At 72.4% G+C, this 13,923-nt stretch carries 10 protein-coding genes; 4 read left to right on the forward strand and 6 right to left on the reverse strand.

The features are described from left to right. Positions 1–35: 35 nt before the first annotated feature. Positions 36–1,664, reverse strand: a complete 1,629-nt coding sequence (locus AB0J97_RS32500) for a hydantoinase B/oxoprolinase family protein (RefSeq protein WP_364095721.1) — start codon at positions 1,662–1,664, stop codon at positions 36–38. Continuing rightward, positions 1,661–3,688 (reverse strand): hydantoinase/oxoprolinase family protein, encoded by a 2,028-nt coding sequence (locus AB0J97_RS32505; protein WP_364095724.1) that lies wholly within the window; start codon positions 3,686–3,688, stop codon positions 1,661–1,663. Before AB0J97_RS32505 ends, AB0J97_RS32500 begins: the two co-directional genes overlap by 4 nt. Before the next feature lie 129 nt (positions 3,689–3,817). Between AB0J97_RS32505 and AB0J97_RS32510 the strand changes: the two genes are divergently transcribed. After that, positions 3,818–4,438, forward strand: coding sequence for a YigZ family protein (locus tag AB0J97_RS32510; RefSeq protein ID WP_364095727.1), 621 nt, complete (start codon positions 3,818–3,820; stop codon positions 4,436–4,438). 6 nt (positions 4,439–4,444) lie between these two features. On the opposite strand, the gene AB0J97_RS32515 is transcribed toward AB0J97_RS32510, so the two are convergent. After that, entirely contained in the window at positions 4,445–5,680 is a 1,236-nt protein-coding gene (locus AB0J97_RS32515; RefSeq protein WP_357706895.1) for an isochorismate synthase, read from the reverse strand. Between the two features lie 217 nt (positions 5,681–5,897). Here AB0J97_RS32515 and AB0J97_RS32520 point away from each other — a divergent pair, with 217 nt between their 5' ends. From AB0J97_RS32520 to AB0J97_RS32530, 3 genes are all read left to right on the forward strand, one after another. Continuing rightward, complete coding sequence (locus AB0J97_RS32520) at positions 5,898–6,728, forward strand: SGNH/GDSL hydrolase family protein (protein WP_364095730.1); 831 nt, start codon at positions 5,898–5,900, stop codon at positions 6,726–6,728. 107 nt (positions 6,729–6,835) lie between these two features. Further along, complete coding sequence (locus tag AB0J97_RS32525) at positions 6,836–7,399, forward strand: RNA polymerase sigma factor (protein ID WP_357706892.1); 564 nt, start codon at positions 6,836–6,838, stop codon at positions 7,397–7,399. Beyond that, positions 7,392–8,258 (forward strand): CU044_5270 family protein, encoded by an 867-nt coding sequence (locus AB0J97_RS32530; RefSeq protein ID WP_364095735.1) that lies wholly within the window; start codon positions 7,392–7,394, stop codon positions 8,256–8,258. Before AB0J97_RS32525 ends, AB0J97_RS32530 begins: the two co-directional genes overlap by 8 nt. A gap of 139 nt (positions 8,259–8,397) precedes the next feature. On the opposite strand, the gene AB0J97_RS32535 is transcribed toward AB0J97_RS32530, so the two are convergent. From AB0J97_RS32535 to AB0J97_RS32545, 3 genes are all read right to left on the reverse strand, one after another. Continuing rightward, a complete protein-coding gene (locus AB0J97_RS32535; protein ID WP_364095738.1) occupies positions 8,398–11,583 on the reverse strand; it encodes a S8 family serine peptidase in 3,186 nt (1,061 codons plus the stop codon). A gap of 93 nt (positions 11,584–11,676) precedes the next feature. Continuing rightward, entirely contained in the window at positions 11,677–12,390 is a 714-nt protein-coding gene (locus tag AB0J97_RS32540) for an HNH endonuclease family protein (protein WP_364095741.1), read from the reverse strand. Positions 12,391–12,563: 173 nt separating this feature from the next. Further along, positions 12,564–13,892 (reverse strand): glycosyltransferase family 4 protein, encoded by a 1,329-nt coding sequence (locus tag AB0J97_RS32545; RefSeq protein ID WP_364095744.1) that lies wholly within the window; start codon positions 13,890–13,892, stop codon positions 12,564–12,566. Positions 13,893–13,923 lie beyond the last annotated feature (31 nt).

Here is a 13,923-nt window from a genome sequence, read left to right on the forward strand (position 1 = left end):
GGGAACAATCCGTGCGATTTTCGGGCGGACGCGGATCAGTTCGTGATCATGCCCTCGGCCAGGTCGACGGCCCGCGCCTGCGGGGAACGGCGATCGGCGGGGCCGTAGCCGCCGCCTCCGCCCGACTCGCAGCGCAGCACGTCACCGGCCGACACCGGCAGCGCGTTGACCTTGAGCATCTCGCGCTCGCCCGCCGTGCCCGGGTTGAGCGTCACCCGTGGGGGAGCGCCCGCCGCGCCGCCGGCCAGGCCCCACGCGGGCGTGACCGAGCGCTCGAACCACAGCGACAGCGAGGTGTCGCCGCAGAACTCGTACTCGCGCACCACGCCGTCGCCGCCGCGCCACTGCCCGGCGCCGCCGGTGCCCGGACGCAGCTCGTAGCGGCGCACCCGGACCGGGAACAGCGTCTCCAGCACCTCGATGGGCATGTCCCGCAGCGAGCCGTTGACGTTGTTGATCAGGCAGGACTCGCCGTCGCCGCCCTCCCACGCCCCCCAGCCGCCGACCGTGGCCTCCTGGGAGACGTACAGCTTGCCGGTGCGCGGGTCCGTCCCGGTGAACTGCACGATCATCGAGTCCCCGTACGAGGCCGCCGCCGCCTTGCCCGGCAGCACCGGGGCCAGCGCCTTGACCACCAGGTCGATGAGCAGCCCGAGATGGGAGTAGTAGTACTGGCACGCCGCCGGGGCCCGCGCGGCCAGCATCGAACCCGGCCGGGTCTCGACGCTCAGCGGACGGAACGAGCCCCCGTTCAGCGGCACGTCCCCCGACACCAGCAGCTTGTACCCCACCCGCACCGCCGCCACGGCCTGCGCGGCGCCGCAGTTGACCGGGCCGAGCGCCTGGTCGGCGCAGTCGGTCAGGTCCACGTGCATCGACTCGCCCGACACCGTGACCGTCACGTTCACCGGCAGCGGCGTGTCCAGGTCGATGCCGTCGTTGTCGAGAAAGCCGGACGCCTCGTACACGCCGTCGGGGATGGCGGCGATGGCCTGGCGTTCCATGCGCTCGGTCTGGGCGAAGATCTCGTCCCGGGCGGCCATGACCGTCTCCAGGCCCCAGCGCGAGACGATCTCCCGCAGCCGCCGCTGCCCGGTCATCGCGCAGCTCACCTGGGCCCGCATGTCGCCGAGCGTGGCGTGCGGGAAGCGCACGTTCCTGGCGATCACCTCGTGCAGGTCGCGGCACGGCAGCCCGCCCGCGTACACCTTGACCGGGCCCAGCCGCAGGCCCTCCTGGAAGATCGACGTGGAGTTCATCGAGCCGCCGGGGTCCTTGGAGCCGACGTCCAGCCAGTGCGCCCGCGAGGCGGCGAACCCGGCCAGCTCGCCGTCGGCGAAGATCGGGCCGTAGACGGTGACGTCGTTGAGGTGGGTGCCGCCGACGTAGGAGTCGTTCAGCACCCACACGTCGCCCTCCTGCCACACCTCGCGGCCGTACAGGCGCTCGGTCTCGCGGGTGCACACCTCCAGGTTGCCCAGGAAGATCGGCAGCCCGGACGACTGCCCGAGCACGTTGTGGTCGCGGTCGAGCAGCGCCACCGCGCAGTCCTTGGCCTCGTAGATCACGGGCGTGTACGAGCTGCGGATCAGGGTGGTGTTCATGTCCTCGGCGGCCTGCAACAGGGCACACCGGATGATCTCGGTCGTCACTGGGTCGATCACTGGACGTCCACCTTCACGATGAGGAAGCCGTTGTCGTCGATGGCCGCCAGGCAGCCGGGCGGGATGACCGTGGTCGCGGTCTCCTCGACCACGATCGCGGGCCCGGCGAACGAGCCGGACAGGCCCGCCCGCCGCAGCACGGGCGTGCGGTGCGGCACGCCGTCGAAGATCACGTCCCGGACGCCCGCCGCCGTCTCCTCCGGCGCCTCGGCGGCCGTGGCGGCGGCGCGCGGGAACGAGCCGAACCCGGTGCTGCGCAGCATGACGAACTCGACCGGCGCCTCGGGGGTCGCGTGGCCGTACCGGCTGGTGTGGGCCTCGGCGTAGCGGGCCGCGATCGTGTCGAGGAAGCCCGGCTCGCCGGGTTCGGCGGCGTCGCGCAGCGGGATGGTGAGCGTGTAGTCCTGGCCCTCGTAGCGCAGGTCCACGGCGTGCTCGACCCTGCGCCGCTCCTCCGGGACGCCCTGCCCGGCCAGCGCGTCCAGCGCCTCCCGCTCCAAGGCGACCAGGTGCCGGGACATGCCGGGGCCGTCGAGCGCGTCCTGCGGCCGGAAGCAGGGCCGCGTCAGGTCCCGGCGCACGTCCGCCTCCAGCATCCCCCAGGCCGAGAACGCGCCCGGGAAGCGCGGGACGACGACCTCGGCGATGCCCAGCTCGCGGGCGATGAACACCGCGTGCATCGCCCCCGCGCCGCCGAAGGCGACCAGCGCGAACTCCCGCGGCTCGACCCCGTGCTCGACCGTCAGCGTGCGGATCGCCTGGGCCATCTTGGCGTTGGCCACGTCGCACACGCCCTCGGCCAGCCGCAGGGGGTCCAGGCCCAGTTCCTCGGCCAGCGTGACCACGGCCGCGCCGGCCGCCTCCTCGTCCAGCGTCATCAGCCCGCCCGCGAACCAGGCCGGGTCCACCCGGCCGAGCACCACGTTCGCGTCGGTCACGGTGGGCCGCGTGCCGCCCCGGCCGTAGCAGGCCGGGCCGGGCACGGCCCCGGCCGACTCGGGGCCGACGCGCAGCGCGCCCGCCTCGGCGTAGGCGATCGAGCCGCCGCCCGCGCCGATGGTGTGCAGGTTCACGACGGGCATGAGCACTGGGTAGCCCTCGATGCGGGCCTCGGCGCTGACGTCGGGACGCCCGTTCACCACGAGCGAGACGTCGAAGGAGGTGCCGCCCATGTCCACACAGATCGCGTTCTCCCGGCCCAGCATGCGGGCCGCGGCGACCCCGCCCATCGTGCCGCCGACCGGCCCCGACAGCAGGGTCTGCAACGGCCGCCGCATCGCGTACGAGGCGTTGACCAGGCCGCCCGACGACTGCATCACGTGCACCGGCACCGGCAGGCCGCGCTCGGCGAAACGCCGCTCGATCCTGGCCAGGTACCGGCGCACGACCGGCCCGGTGTAGGCCTCCAGCACCGCCGAGGAGGTGCGCTCGTACTCGCGCCACTCCCGCGCGACCTCGTGCGAGAGCACCACGAGCACGTCCTCGCCCAGCTCGGCCCGCAGGATCTCACCGGCCCGCAGCTCGTGCGCCGGGTCGGCGAAGGAGAACAGCAGGCACACGGCGACGGCGTCGAAGCCCTCCTCACGGGCCCGCCGGGCGGCCAGCCGCACCGCCTCCTCGTCGAGGGGTTCGAGCTCGCGGCCCCGGAAGTCCAGGCGGCCGCCGGCCTCCATGACGTCCCGGGGCGGCACGAGCGGCGACGGCTTGCGGTAGCGCAGGTCGAACATGCGGTCGCGGTTGCCGCGGGCGATCCGGTAGACGTCCCCGGCGCCCCGGCTCGCCAGCAGCAGCACCCGCGCGCCCTTGCGCTCCAGCAGCGCGTTGAGGCCCTGGGTGGTGCCGTGCACGAAGAACGAGATGGCCGCGGGGTCGTCCACGACCCGGCCGAGCGCGGCGAACACGCCCTCGGCCAGGTCCCCCGGTGTGGTGGGCGCCTTCGAGGCGGTGACGGCCCCCGTGCGCTCGTCGTAGCAGACGACGTCGGTGAAGGTGCCGCCGATGTCCATGGCGACGCGATAGGTCATGCGCCGCACCGTATGCGCCGGGCGGCGCATCGGTCGTGTGCGTCCCGCACAGCGGAGGGGCGCCTCCCGTGCATCCCGCTCAAACCCGGTCCAGTGAATCTACAACGTAAAGGAGGTAGCCTGGCGAACGTGTCCCAGTCGTACCTCACCCTCGCGGCCGGCGTCGAGCACGAGACCGAGGTGCGCCGCTCCCGGTTCGTCTGCGCGCTGGCCCCCGCCCGTACCGTCGAGGAGGCCGCCGCCTTCATCGCCGGCCGCCGCCGCGAGCACGCCGGCGCCACCCACAACTGCACGGCGTACGTGATCGGGCAGCGGCTGCAGAAGGGCGACGACGACGGCGAACCCGGCGGCACGGCGGGCACGCCGATGGTCCAGGCGCTGGTCGGCCGGGGGTTCAACGACGTGGTCGCGGTGGTCACGCGCTATTTCGGCGGCGTGCTGCTGGGCGCCGGCGGGCTGGTGCGCGCCTACGGCGGAGCGGTGACCGAGACGCTCGACCTGGTGCAGCCGGTGCGGATGGTCCCGGCCAGGCTGGTCAGCGTCTCCGTGGCCCACGACCAGGCGGGCCGGGTGGAGAACGACCTGCGCGCCTCCCGCTACGCGCTGCGCGAGGTGACCTACGCGGCCGGGGTGACGTTCGCGGTGGCGGTGGGGGAGGACGAGGTGGCGGCGTTCGCCGAGTGGGTGGCCGCGCTGACGGCCGGCCGGGCACGCGTCGAGGTGGGCGAGGGCGTGCACGTGCCGGGCTGAGGTCGTTCAGCCCTCCAGCGCGTACTGCATGACGCGGAACTTGGCCTGGGCCTCGGCCAGTTCGGCGGCAGGGTCGGAGTCGCCCATGATGCCGCCGCCGGCGAACAGCCGGGCGCGGTTGCCCTCGATCAGCCCCGAGCGCAGGGCGATGCCCCATTCGCCGTCGCCGTGGGCGTCGATCCAGCCGACGGGGCCCGCGTAGCCGGCGCGGTCCATGCCCTCCAGCTCGCGGATGACCTTGATGGCGGTGTCGGTCGGGGTGCCGCCGACGGCGGCGGTGGGGTGCATGGCGGCCACCACGTCGAGCACGGACGCGCCGTCGGCCAGCCGCCCGGTGACGTGGCTGGCCAGGTGCTGGACGTTGGGCAGCACGAGGAGCTCGGGCTCGTCGGGGGTGTCGAGCGAGGCGCAGAGCGGGGCGAGGGTCTGGCGCACGGAGGCGATGGCGCACTCGTGCTCGTGGCGGTCCTTCGGGGAGGCGAACAGCGCGGCGCCGCGGGCGACGTCGTCGGCCGGGCCGGTGCCGCGGGCGGTGGTGCCGGCCAGGACGAGGGATTCGATCTCCTGCCCGGTGCGGCGGATGAGCAGTTCGGGGGTGGCGCCGACGAGCCCGGCCACGGAGAAGGTGTAGCACTCGGGGTAGCGCCGGGCCAGCCGGGTCAGCAGCAGGCGCACGTCGATGGGGTGCTCGGCGGTGGCGAGCAGGTCGCGGGCGAGCACGACCTTCTCCAGCTCGCCGTCGCGGATGCGGCGGGCGGCCCGGGCGACGACGTGCTCCCATTGGGGCGCGGTGAGGCTGCCGTCGCCGTAGCTGATGCGGCCCGGTTCGCGGATGGGGCTGAACGTCTCCAGCGGGGCCTCGCCGACGGTGGTGAGCCAGGCCCGGCCGCCGCGGCGGGCCAGCACGGCGCGGGGGACGACGAGCACCGACCCGGGGGCGTCCTCGTCGAAGGTGAAGCTGCCGAAGGCCACGGGACCGGAGCCGGAGCCGGGGGAGCGCCCGGCGTCGTCGGCGGGCGCGTCGCCGAGGACGGTGCGCAGCCACTCGCGGGCCCAGGCGAAGCGGCCGGGGCCCGGCGGCACGGCGACGCGGGCGGCCTGACCCCATCCCACCAGGCCCTCGCCGTTCCTGATCCAGGCGTAGGGCGCCGTCTTCGGGAGGGATGCCAGCAGGTCACCGGGGTCGCCGACGGGGGTGGTGCGAACCGGTAGCGGGCGGGTTGTTCCGAGCGCGACACTCACTCAACACACTCTATGCGGGAACTGAACACGTTCGACTCGGACCCCCGTGAATGCGGTGTTACTACCCGCGAACCAGGAAAAAACCGGATCTTGACCTGGGATGTGGGCAACCTGCCCGCGTACAGGGTGTCAAGCGGTGATAGGAAGACGGTCCTGAAATGGCAGACCTCGCCTTGAGGACATGGTGCCGCCTTGATCGACTCCCTACCTTGGGGCCATGATCGGTCGCCTTTCCCCTGTCGTCACCGCCCTCCTCGTCCTGGCCGCCGCAGGGCCCGCGCAGGCCGTCGCCGCAGCTCAGCCCGTCCCTGAGACGATGGCGGCGCTGGGCGACTCGATCTCCACGGGCTTCAACTCCTGCGGCTGGTACGTCTCCTGCGCGGCCCGTTCGTGGGCGGCGGGCGACAACGCGGCGGTGGACAGCCATTACCTGCGGCTGCGGAGTCTGGCTGGAACGCTCCATCGCGAGAACTTCGCCGTGCCGGGTTCGACGAGCGCCGATCTGCTCGGCCAGGTGAACAAGGCGATCGAGGCGAAGGCCGATTATGTGACGATCCTCATAGGCGCCCAGGACGCCTGCAAGCGCACCGAGCGGGAGATGACGCCGGTCGCGCTCTACCGCCGGCGGATGGACGCCGCGTTGTCGGCCTTGCGCGCCGGCATGCCGCAGGCCAGGGTGTTCATCGCCAGCGTCCCCGACCTGCGGCGGTTGTGGCAGGTCGGCAAGGGCAACCCGCTGGCCCGTACGTTCTGGACCATCGGGAAGGTCTGCCAGACCATGCTGGCCGACCCGGCCTCGATGAGGAAGGCCGACGTGGAGCGCCGGGCGCGGGTGCGGGCGCGGGTGATGGCCTACAACCAGGAGGCGGCGCAGGCGTGCCAGGCCATGGGGCCGGCCTGCGACACCGACGAGGGCGCGATCTTCTCCTTCCCGTTCACGCTCGGCCACGTCAGCAAGTGGGACTTCTTCCACCCCAACCTCGCCGGTCAGAAGGCGCTGGCCGAGCAGACGTTCGAGCACGGGTTCACCTGGGAGGACCCCCGCTAGCCACAGCCGTGGGTCGGCGGTCGGGAAGAAAGGCCGCGTGCGCCGCGAAGGGTGGGTGAATGTAATGATCACCCACCGGAAGGCACACTCATGACAAAGACCGGCACATGACCGCCCACGTGGGCGAGCAGGTGGCCGACGCCGACCTCGTCGCCGGCTACCGGCGGAACCCTGAGCTGTTCACCGCCGTGTACGACCGGTATTTCCATGACGTCTACCGGTACGTGGCGGGACGCCTGGGCAGCCAGGTGGCCGAGGACATCGCGGCGGAGACGTTCCTGCTGGCGTTCGACCGGCGTGACCGGTTCAACCCGGAAATAGGTGGTTTGCGGCCCTGGCTGCTCGGCTTCGCCACCAATCTGGTGGCCAGGCACCGCCACAAGGAGGCCCGCCGCTACAAGGCGCTGGCCCGGCTGGACCCCGCGCCGGTCGTGGAGGGGCACGAGAACCGGGTCGTCACGTCCGCGACCGCGCAGCCGTACCTGGCGAAGGCGCTCGCCTCGCTGAACGGCGGCGAGCGTGACGTGCTGCTGCTCCTGGCGCTGGGCCAGCTCAGCTACAACGAGATCGCCCAGGCGCTCGGCATTTCCCTCGGCACCGTGGGGTCGCGGCTCAGCCGGGCCCGCGCCAAGATCCAGGCCCTCACCGACAAGGAGACCACCCATGGATGACCTGGAAGAGATCGCCACCTTGCTGGACGAGCCGGAGCCGTCCGCCGGGGCGGTCGCGCGCGGCAGGGAGCGCCTGGAGCGAAGAGTGCTGGCGGGCCGGGCACGCCGGCGTGCCGGCTGGTTCGTCCCAGGTGTCGCCCTGGCCGCCGCCGGTGCCGTCGCGGCGGTCGTGTTCGCCACGGGGGCGCCCACGAACGGCGGCGCACCGGTCACGGGCAAGGAGGTCCTGCTCATGGCCGCCGTCCACGCGGAACGTACGCCCCAGGGCTCCGGGACGTACTGGCACGTCACGCGCCGGTGGCTCGCGTCGGACGCCCCACCGAAGGAGAGCTGGACCAGGCGCGACGGCAAGCGCTGGACCAGGGCCGTACCGGGGGATCACGCCGGCGCCGTCATCCAGGCGCCGGACTCGAAGACGCTCAGGCTCAAGGGCGCCAAGGTGAGCTTCGAGGAGCTCGAAGCGCTGCCGACGGACCCGGAGGCGCTGAAGGCGTGGATCGTCGCGCGCAAAGGCAAAGAGACGGACATGTCCGCGTCCGAGATCCGCGGCGAACCCACCCTCACCCTGCTCGCGCTGATCACCGACCTGCCGACGCCCGCGGCGGTCCGCTCGGCCGCGTTCCGCGCGCTTGCCGCGACACCGGGGGTGGAGAACGCGGGCGCGGTCGAAGGCGGCCAGCGTCTGAGCCTTCCGGACCCCGACGGCGGCATGGACATCGAGGTGGTCATCGATCCCGAGAAGGCCCGGGTGGTCCGCGCCACCCTCATCCTCGTCGACGACGGCGACATGGCGTTCAGCGCCGGGTTCATCTCCGTGACCACCGAGTGGACGGACCAGCTTCCTGCGGTGAAGAGCTGAAGCGGGATGACGTGAGCCCCGCGGGTGATCGCGACCGCTGACGGGCCTCCTCACCCGCACTCGTCCGCCCCCGGGCTGGAAGGCCCGGGGGCGGACGAGTCGTGATTCGCCGGGAGCCTCAGCTCACCGGCCGTACGGGTCAGCCCACGGCGTAGGCGCGGGTCACGGTCTGGGTGACGCCGTCGCCCGCCTTGTCGGTGACGGTCGCGCGCAGCGAGACGTACCCCGCGGTGGCGGGGTTGTCCAGCCGTGCCGTCCAGCCCGATCGGGTCGCCCGGACGGGCACCGGTCGCCACGTCCTGCCGTCGTCGGCGGACGCCTCCAGCTTGATCGAGGAGACCGCCGCCCGGCCGGCGCCGGGAGCGCGCTCGACCCGGATCGGGATGGTGGTCCGTGATCCCGGCTTGGCGCGGTTGTCGTCATCGAGGTCCTGCGGCGTGTAGCGCACGGCCATCAGCGGCAGGGGCTCGGGCTTCGCCGTACGGGCGGAGCGGAAGGTCCAGACGGCGTCGACCGCCGTGGACAGCTTCGCCTCCGGCCGCCGGGAGGAGGCGGTCAGCGTGTAGGCGGTGTCGGCCTGCGGCAACGTGGCGGTGAGCGTGCACTCCTCGCTGCGGTAGGGGAGGCAGCCGGCGATGCCGGTCGTGGCGATCTCCTTTCCGTTCCCGGTCAGGGTGAGGGTGCCGGTCGCGGCCGCGTCCATGCCGGTACGTCCGGCGGTTCCGCTGCTGTACAGCCCGTCGGCGGGGAAGGCCAGGGTGTCGCCGGCCCGGCTGCCGCCGGAGACGGCGAACGAGGGGCCGGTCACCGCGGCGTTCCAGAGCTGGGTGAAGTTCCTGTCGCGCACCGGGCCGGTGCCCTGCTCGATCAGGCCGCCCGTGCTGAACTCGTCGTTCCACGCGAAACCCGGGGTGAGGTAGCGCGTCAGGCGGCTCGGCAGCGGCATGTCCTCCCACGTGCTCAATCCAGGCGAGAGGACGCCGCCGGGCAGCACCGGCCCCGTGTTCAGCGTGCCGGTGGCGCCCGGGACGGTCGAGCGGTAGGTCTCGGTCGCCTTGACCATGTCCCGGGTCCGCGCGGCGTACCCGGGGTTGGCGGGGAAGCCGTCCGTACGCTGGTCGACGAGGTCGTAGCGGTACGGGCTGGGCGTCGTGCCCTTCTTGGTCCAGGCGGTCTGGGCCAGGTAGGTGAGCCCCGGCTGCCGCAGCGGGACGAGGTAGTAGCCGCCGGAGTAGCCGAACGCGATCATCGCGGTTCTCCAGGGCCCGTTGACCACGGAGAGGGAGAGCGCGGGATCGGGGACGGCCGTGGGGTCGTCGACCGTGAACGTCATCCGCTTCGCCTTGCTCCCGTCGACCGTCAGCGACACGTCGGCGTCGTCGATCTCGAACGGCTGGTGCGCGAGCGTCAAGCTGCGTTCCGCCTTCCCCCAGATCTCGGTGTAGAGGTTCCAGCGTCCCTTCGGCAGCCTGATCGTGGCCGTGTCGCCGTGGAAGACGAGGCCGCGCTGCGCGCCGGTCGCCTGGTCGTAGACGAGGCTCTGTACCCCGTCGGCGGTCCCCCCGTCCCTGCCCTTGACGGTCACCGTGACGTCATGGGACTCCGGCTCCACGTAGGCCCCGGCCGGGGTGCGGACCACCGTGTCACCGGCCGTGGCGGTGACGATGCCCGGATAGTCGCCGGGGCCCTTGCCCTCGGCGTCGATGGTCACCGTGACCGACGCCTGCCCGCCCGCGGGCACCTCCAGCCGCTGCGGCGACAGCGTGAGCACGTCGGAGCCGTCCGCGAGGTCCAGGGTGACGGGCGCGGCCCCGGTGTTGCTGTAGGTGATCTTCCCGGTGGCCCGCCGCTCGCCGGGCCGGCCCCAGGGGAAGGCGGCCCACACGCCGGTGGGAGTGGCGATCACCTCCTGGGCCAGCGAGCGGAGCACGTCCACCCGCCCGGTGCCCTGCTGGTACGGCGTGGCGCCGTCGGTCGGCCGGGCACTGCCGACGAGCGCCGCCTTGAGCTGCTGCCCGGTCCAGTCGGGATGGCGCTGGGCGAGGATGGCCGCCGCTCCCGCCACGTGCGGGCTGGCCATCGACGTGCCGCTCATCGCCACGTGGGTTTCGTCGGCGGTGCCCGCCGCGGCGGCGGCCACGATGTCCACGCCGGGGGCGGTGAGGTCCGGCTTGACCGCATGGTCGCCGATGCGCGGGCCCGTGCTGGAGAAGTCGGCCACCTGGTCGGAGCGGTCCACCGCGCCGACGGTCAGCGCGGCGTCGGCGCTGCCGGGGCTGCTCACGCTGCCCCCGCTCTGCTCGCCCTCGTTGCCCGCGGCCGCCACGAACAGGGTGCCCGTGGCTTGCGACAGGGTGTTGACCGCCTGCTCGATCGGGTCGAGGCCGGGTTCGTCGGGGCCGCCGAAACTCATGTTGACGATCTTGGCCTTGACCTCCGTGGCGGCCCACTCCATCCCGGCCAGGATCGCGGAGTCGCTGATGCGCTCGCCCAGCTTGCCGAAGGCGATGCGGGCTCCCGGCGCCACGCCGCGGTACTTCTCGCCGGCGCCGGCGATGATCGAGGTGACGTGCGTGCCGTGTCCGACTCGATCGGTGATGTCAGGCTCGTCGGAGAAGTTCCGCGACTGGATGACCACGTCCTTCAGGTCGGGATGCGTGGGGTCGTACCCGCTGTCGAGCACCGCGACCGTGACGCCCTGTCCGGTGAGACCCCGCTGCCACGCCTCGGTCGCGCCGATCTGCTTGGTGCTGCGATCCAGGGTGTACGAACGCCGGCCGTCCAGCCAGATCCTGCCCTTGCCCGCGGCCAGCGTGGACGCCCCGCCGAGCAGGCTCCGCCACGTCTCGCCGGCGCTCTTCTTGGCCACCCGCTGGGCCGTCATGTTCAGGCTGGTCAGTTGCCGGGTGGCCGCCGCGCCTCGCAGCGCGGGGGCCCTTCCCTGCGGCGACTGTGTGATCAGCGGGATGTCGGGCGTGTCCGCGTCGCCGTAGCGCCAGGCGAGCAACTGGGTGACATCGAACAGCCGCTCGTCCAGCACCCCCTGGGCGACCAGGGGCGCGGCGTCGGACGGGACGACGTACAGGTGCCCGTCGCGGTACCCGGAGGAGAAGTGCACCTCCCGGTCCGCGCCCGGCTCCACCTGGAAGCTCCTGCCCGTGACCACGACCCGGTCGCCGGTCAGCAGCGTCACACTGCCCGCCGTGCCGGAGCGCGGCTGCCCGGGCCCTTCCCGGCCCGCGTCGGCCGTGCCGGTTCCCGTTGTCGCGCCCACAGTCAGCGTGCCTGCCAGGACCGCTGCCAGCAGTCCCTTGCCTAACGTCATTGATCCTCGCAAGAAGAGAAAACGATCGCTTTCTCCTCCTCTTCCGAGAAAGGCGGATTCTTCTTCCCTGGGCCCTGAGACGGAGGACCGGGGCTAGCGGCACTGGGCGAGCATGGCGTTCTTGTCGGCCCTGGTCACGGGCAGGTCGTACTTGAGCGCGACCTGGGCGAATCGGGTGACGTACGCGCAGCGGACGCTGCGCTGGGGAGGCAGCCAGCCCGACGGGCCCGAGGCGTCCTTCTCCTCGTTGGCGCGGCCGTCCACGGGTAACAGGTTGAGCGGGTCGTTGGCGAAGTCGAGGCGTTTGGCCATCGGCCAGCGCGGCGCGCCCATGCGCCAGCCGTAGTTGAGCGGCACGACGTGGTCCACCTGCACCTCGTCGGCCTGGGCCTTGCGCCAGGAGATGAGCCGGCCGGTGTAGGGGTCGGTCAGCTTCATGGCGACGACCTCGCACCTCGACCCGGCCCGGTACTCGACGCCGGTGCCGTCGCGGGCGAGCAGGTCGTCGCGGGTGCGGCAGCCGTTGCGCGCGTAGGGGACGCCGGTGGCAGAGTCGGCCCAGTTCTCGCCGTACCGGCTGCGGGCGTAGCCGGTGTTGGGGCCCCGGCTCTTGACGCGTAAGCGGGCGATCAGGGCGCGCGCCCTGGCCTTGTCGCCGTCGGACAGGACGGGGGCGAGGCCGGGCAGCGTGCCGCTGGCGTTGCTGAGGGGGCTGGCGGCGGTGGCGGCGGGGCTCTTGGCGCTGCCGACGAAGGAGACGACGATGACCGCCCCGGCGAGCAACGCGATGACGTCCTTCGTGCCCAAGCAGCCCTCCGTGGATCCCGTGGGCGAAGTTGTCTAGAGAATTCCCGGCATTCCCGGATTTGACACGGGAAGGCTTCCCTCACTGATCGCCCCCGCGCCCGGGGCCACGTCCCGGCGGACGTCGCGGCCGAGCCGGTGGAGGTCACCGGCTCGGAGCTGTGGCGTTCGCCCCGCTAGATCCGGGGCTCGGCCGGTTCGGCGGCTTCGTCGGCCGTGGCGACCTCGGCGGGTTCGGGCCGGGGCGGGCGCACGTACGTGCCGTTGCGGCGGGCCACCAGTTCGGCCAGCAGCGCGTCCCACTTCTGGCCCACGGCGTCCACGTCGTAGGTCCGCGCCGTCTCCAGCGCCCCCGCCGCCAGCGACCGGCGCAGCGGCTCGTCCTCGATGACCCGGATGATCGAGGTCGCCAGGTTGGCGTTGGTACGGGGCTTGACCAGCAGCCCGTCCACCTCGTCAGTGATCATCTCCTTGGGCCCGTGCGGGCTGTTGAAGCTGACGATGGCCAGCCCCTTGGCCATGGCCTCCAGGATCGTCATCGGGAAGCCCTCGTGCCTCGAGCTGAGCACGAAGATCGACGCCTTCTCCAGCTCGGCCCCCACGTCGCTGGTCGGCCCCGGCAGCTCCACCTTGCCCTCAAGCCCGGCCTCGACGATCTGCGCGGCCAGGTTCTCCTGCTGCGGCCCGGCGCCGAAGATGCGCAGCGTCCAGTCCGGATGCGCGGCGGCGACGGTCTCCCACGCGGTGATCAGCCGGTGGAAGCCCTTGAGCCTGGTCATCCGGCCCACGGCGACGACGACCTTGGCGTCCAGACGGGACACCCCGCCGGTCATCGGCGGGACGGCGTTGGGGATGCGGGCCAGCTTCTTCGGCTTCTTCGGCAGCGTGCTGCGGTAGTCGCGCAGGTCGGCCTTGGTGAGGGTGACCAGCGCGTCCATGCGGCGGTAACGCCACTTGATCAGCTTCTGGATCGGCTCGGCCTGGGTGCGCAGGGCCACGTGCTCCTGCCCGACGGTGATCACGCCCGGCTGCGCTAACTGCGCCATGGCCAGGTTGAGCCCGGGACGGGTGGCCATGAGCACGCCGCTGTCGAGCGAGCGGATGTAGCGGGCCAGCCGGTAGTCGGTCCACAGGGTGAAACGGTGGTAGGCCGTCTCCTCCGGAGGCATCAGCTTGCTCGGGAACTTCGACAACATCGCCCGCAGCGGGTCGGCGCTCGGCTTGAGCCGGTCGTCGAGGAAGCGCAGGCGCACCCGCGGGTCGAGCGGGAAGAACGGCTCCTCGGCCTCCTTCAGGATGCTGACGATCTCGACGTCGTGCTTGTCGGCCAGGTAGCCGGCCAGGTTGAACACCGTCCTGATCGTGCCGCCCATGCCGTTGGCGTGCAGGAGCAGGATCCGGATGCGGTCGGTCGACGGAGGTGGCGCGTTGCGTGCCTTGCGGCGGTTGTACCCCCGGTACAACCGGACCATCGCCGACTTCCCCCTGCGTGCCAGTGCGCGCACCTGGACGATCCCCCTTGTGCTCGGTTGCATT

Origin of the sequence: Nonomuraea sp. NPDC049607 (assembly GCF_040675375.1) — a bacterium.
Classification (GTDB): domain Bacteria; phylum Actinomycetota; class Actinomycetes; order Streptosporangiales; family Streptosporangiaceae; genus Nonomuraea.

Excerpts from the sequence above, each read along its gene's own strand:
- AB0J97_RS32530 (WP_364095735.1), top strand. The coding sequence starts at position 7,392 with ATGGATGACCTGGAAGAGATCGCCACCTTGCTGGACGAGCCGGAGCCG.
- AB0J97_RS32520 (WP_364095730.1), top strand. The coding sequence starts at position 5,898 with ATGATCGGTCGCCTTTCCCCTGTCGTCACCGCCCTCCTCGTCCTGGCC.
- AB0J97_RS32525 (WP_357706892.1), top strand. The coding sequence starts at position 6,836 with ATGACCGCCCACGTGGGCGAGCAGGTGGCCGACGCCGACCTCGTCGCC.
- AB0J97_RS32535 (WP_364095738.1), bottom strand. The coding sequence starts at position 11,583 with ATGACGTTAGGCAAGGGACTGCTGGCAGCGGTCCTGGCAGGCACGCTG.
- AB0J97_RS32505 (WP_364095724.1), bottom strand. The coding sequence starts at position 3,688 with ATGACCTATCGCGTCGCCATGGACATCGGCGGCACCTTCACCGACGTC.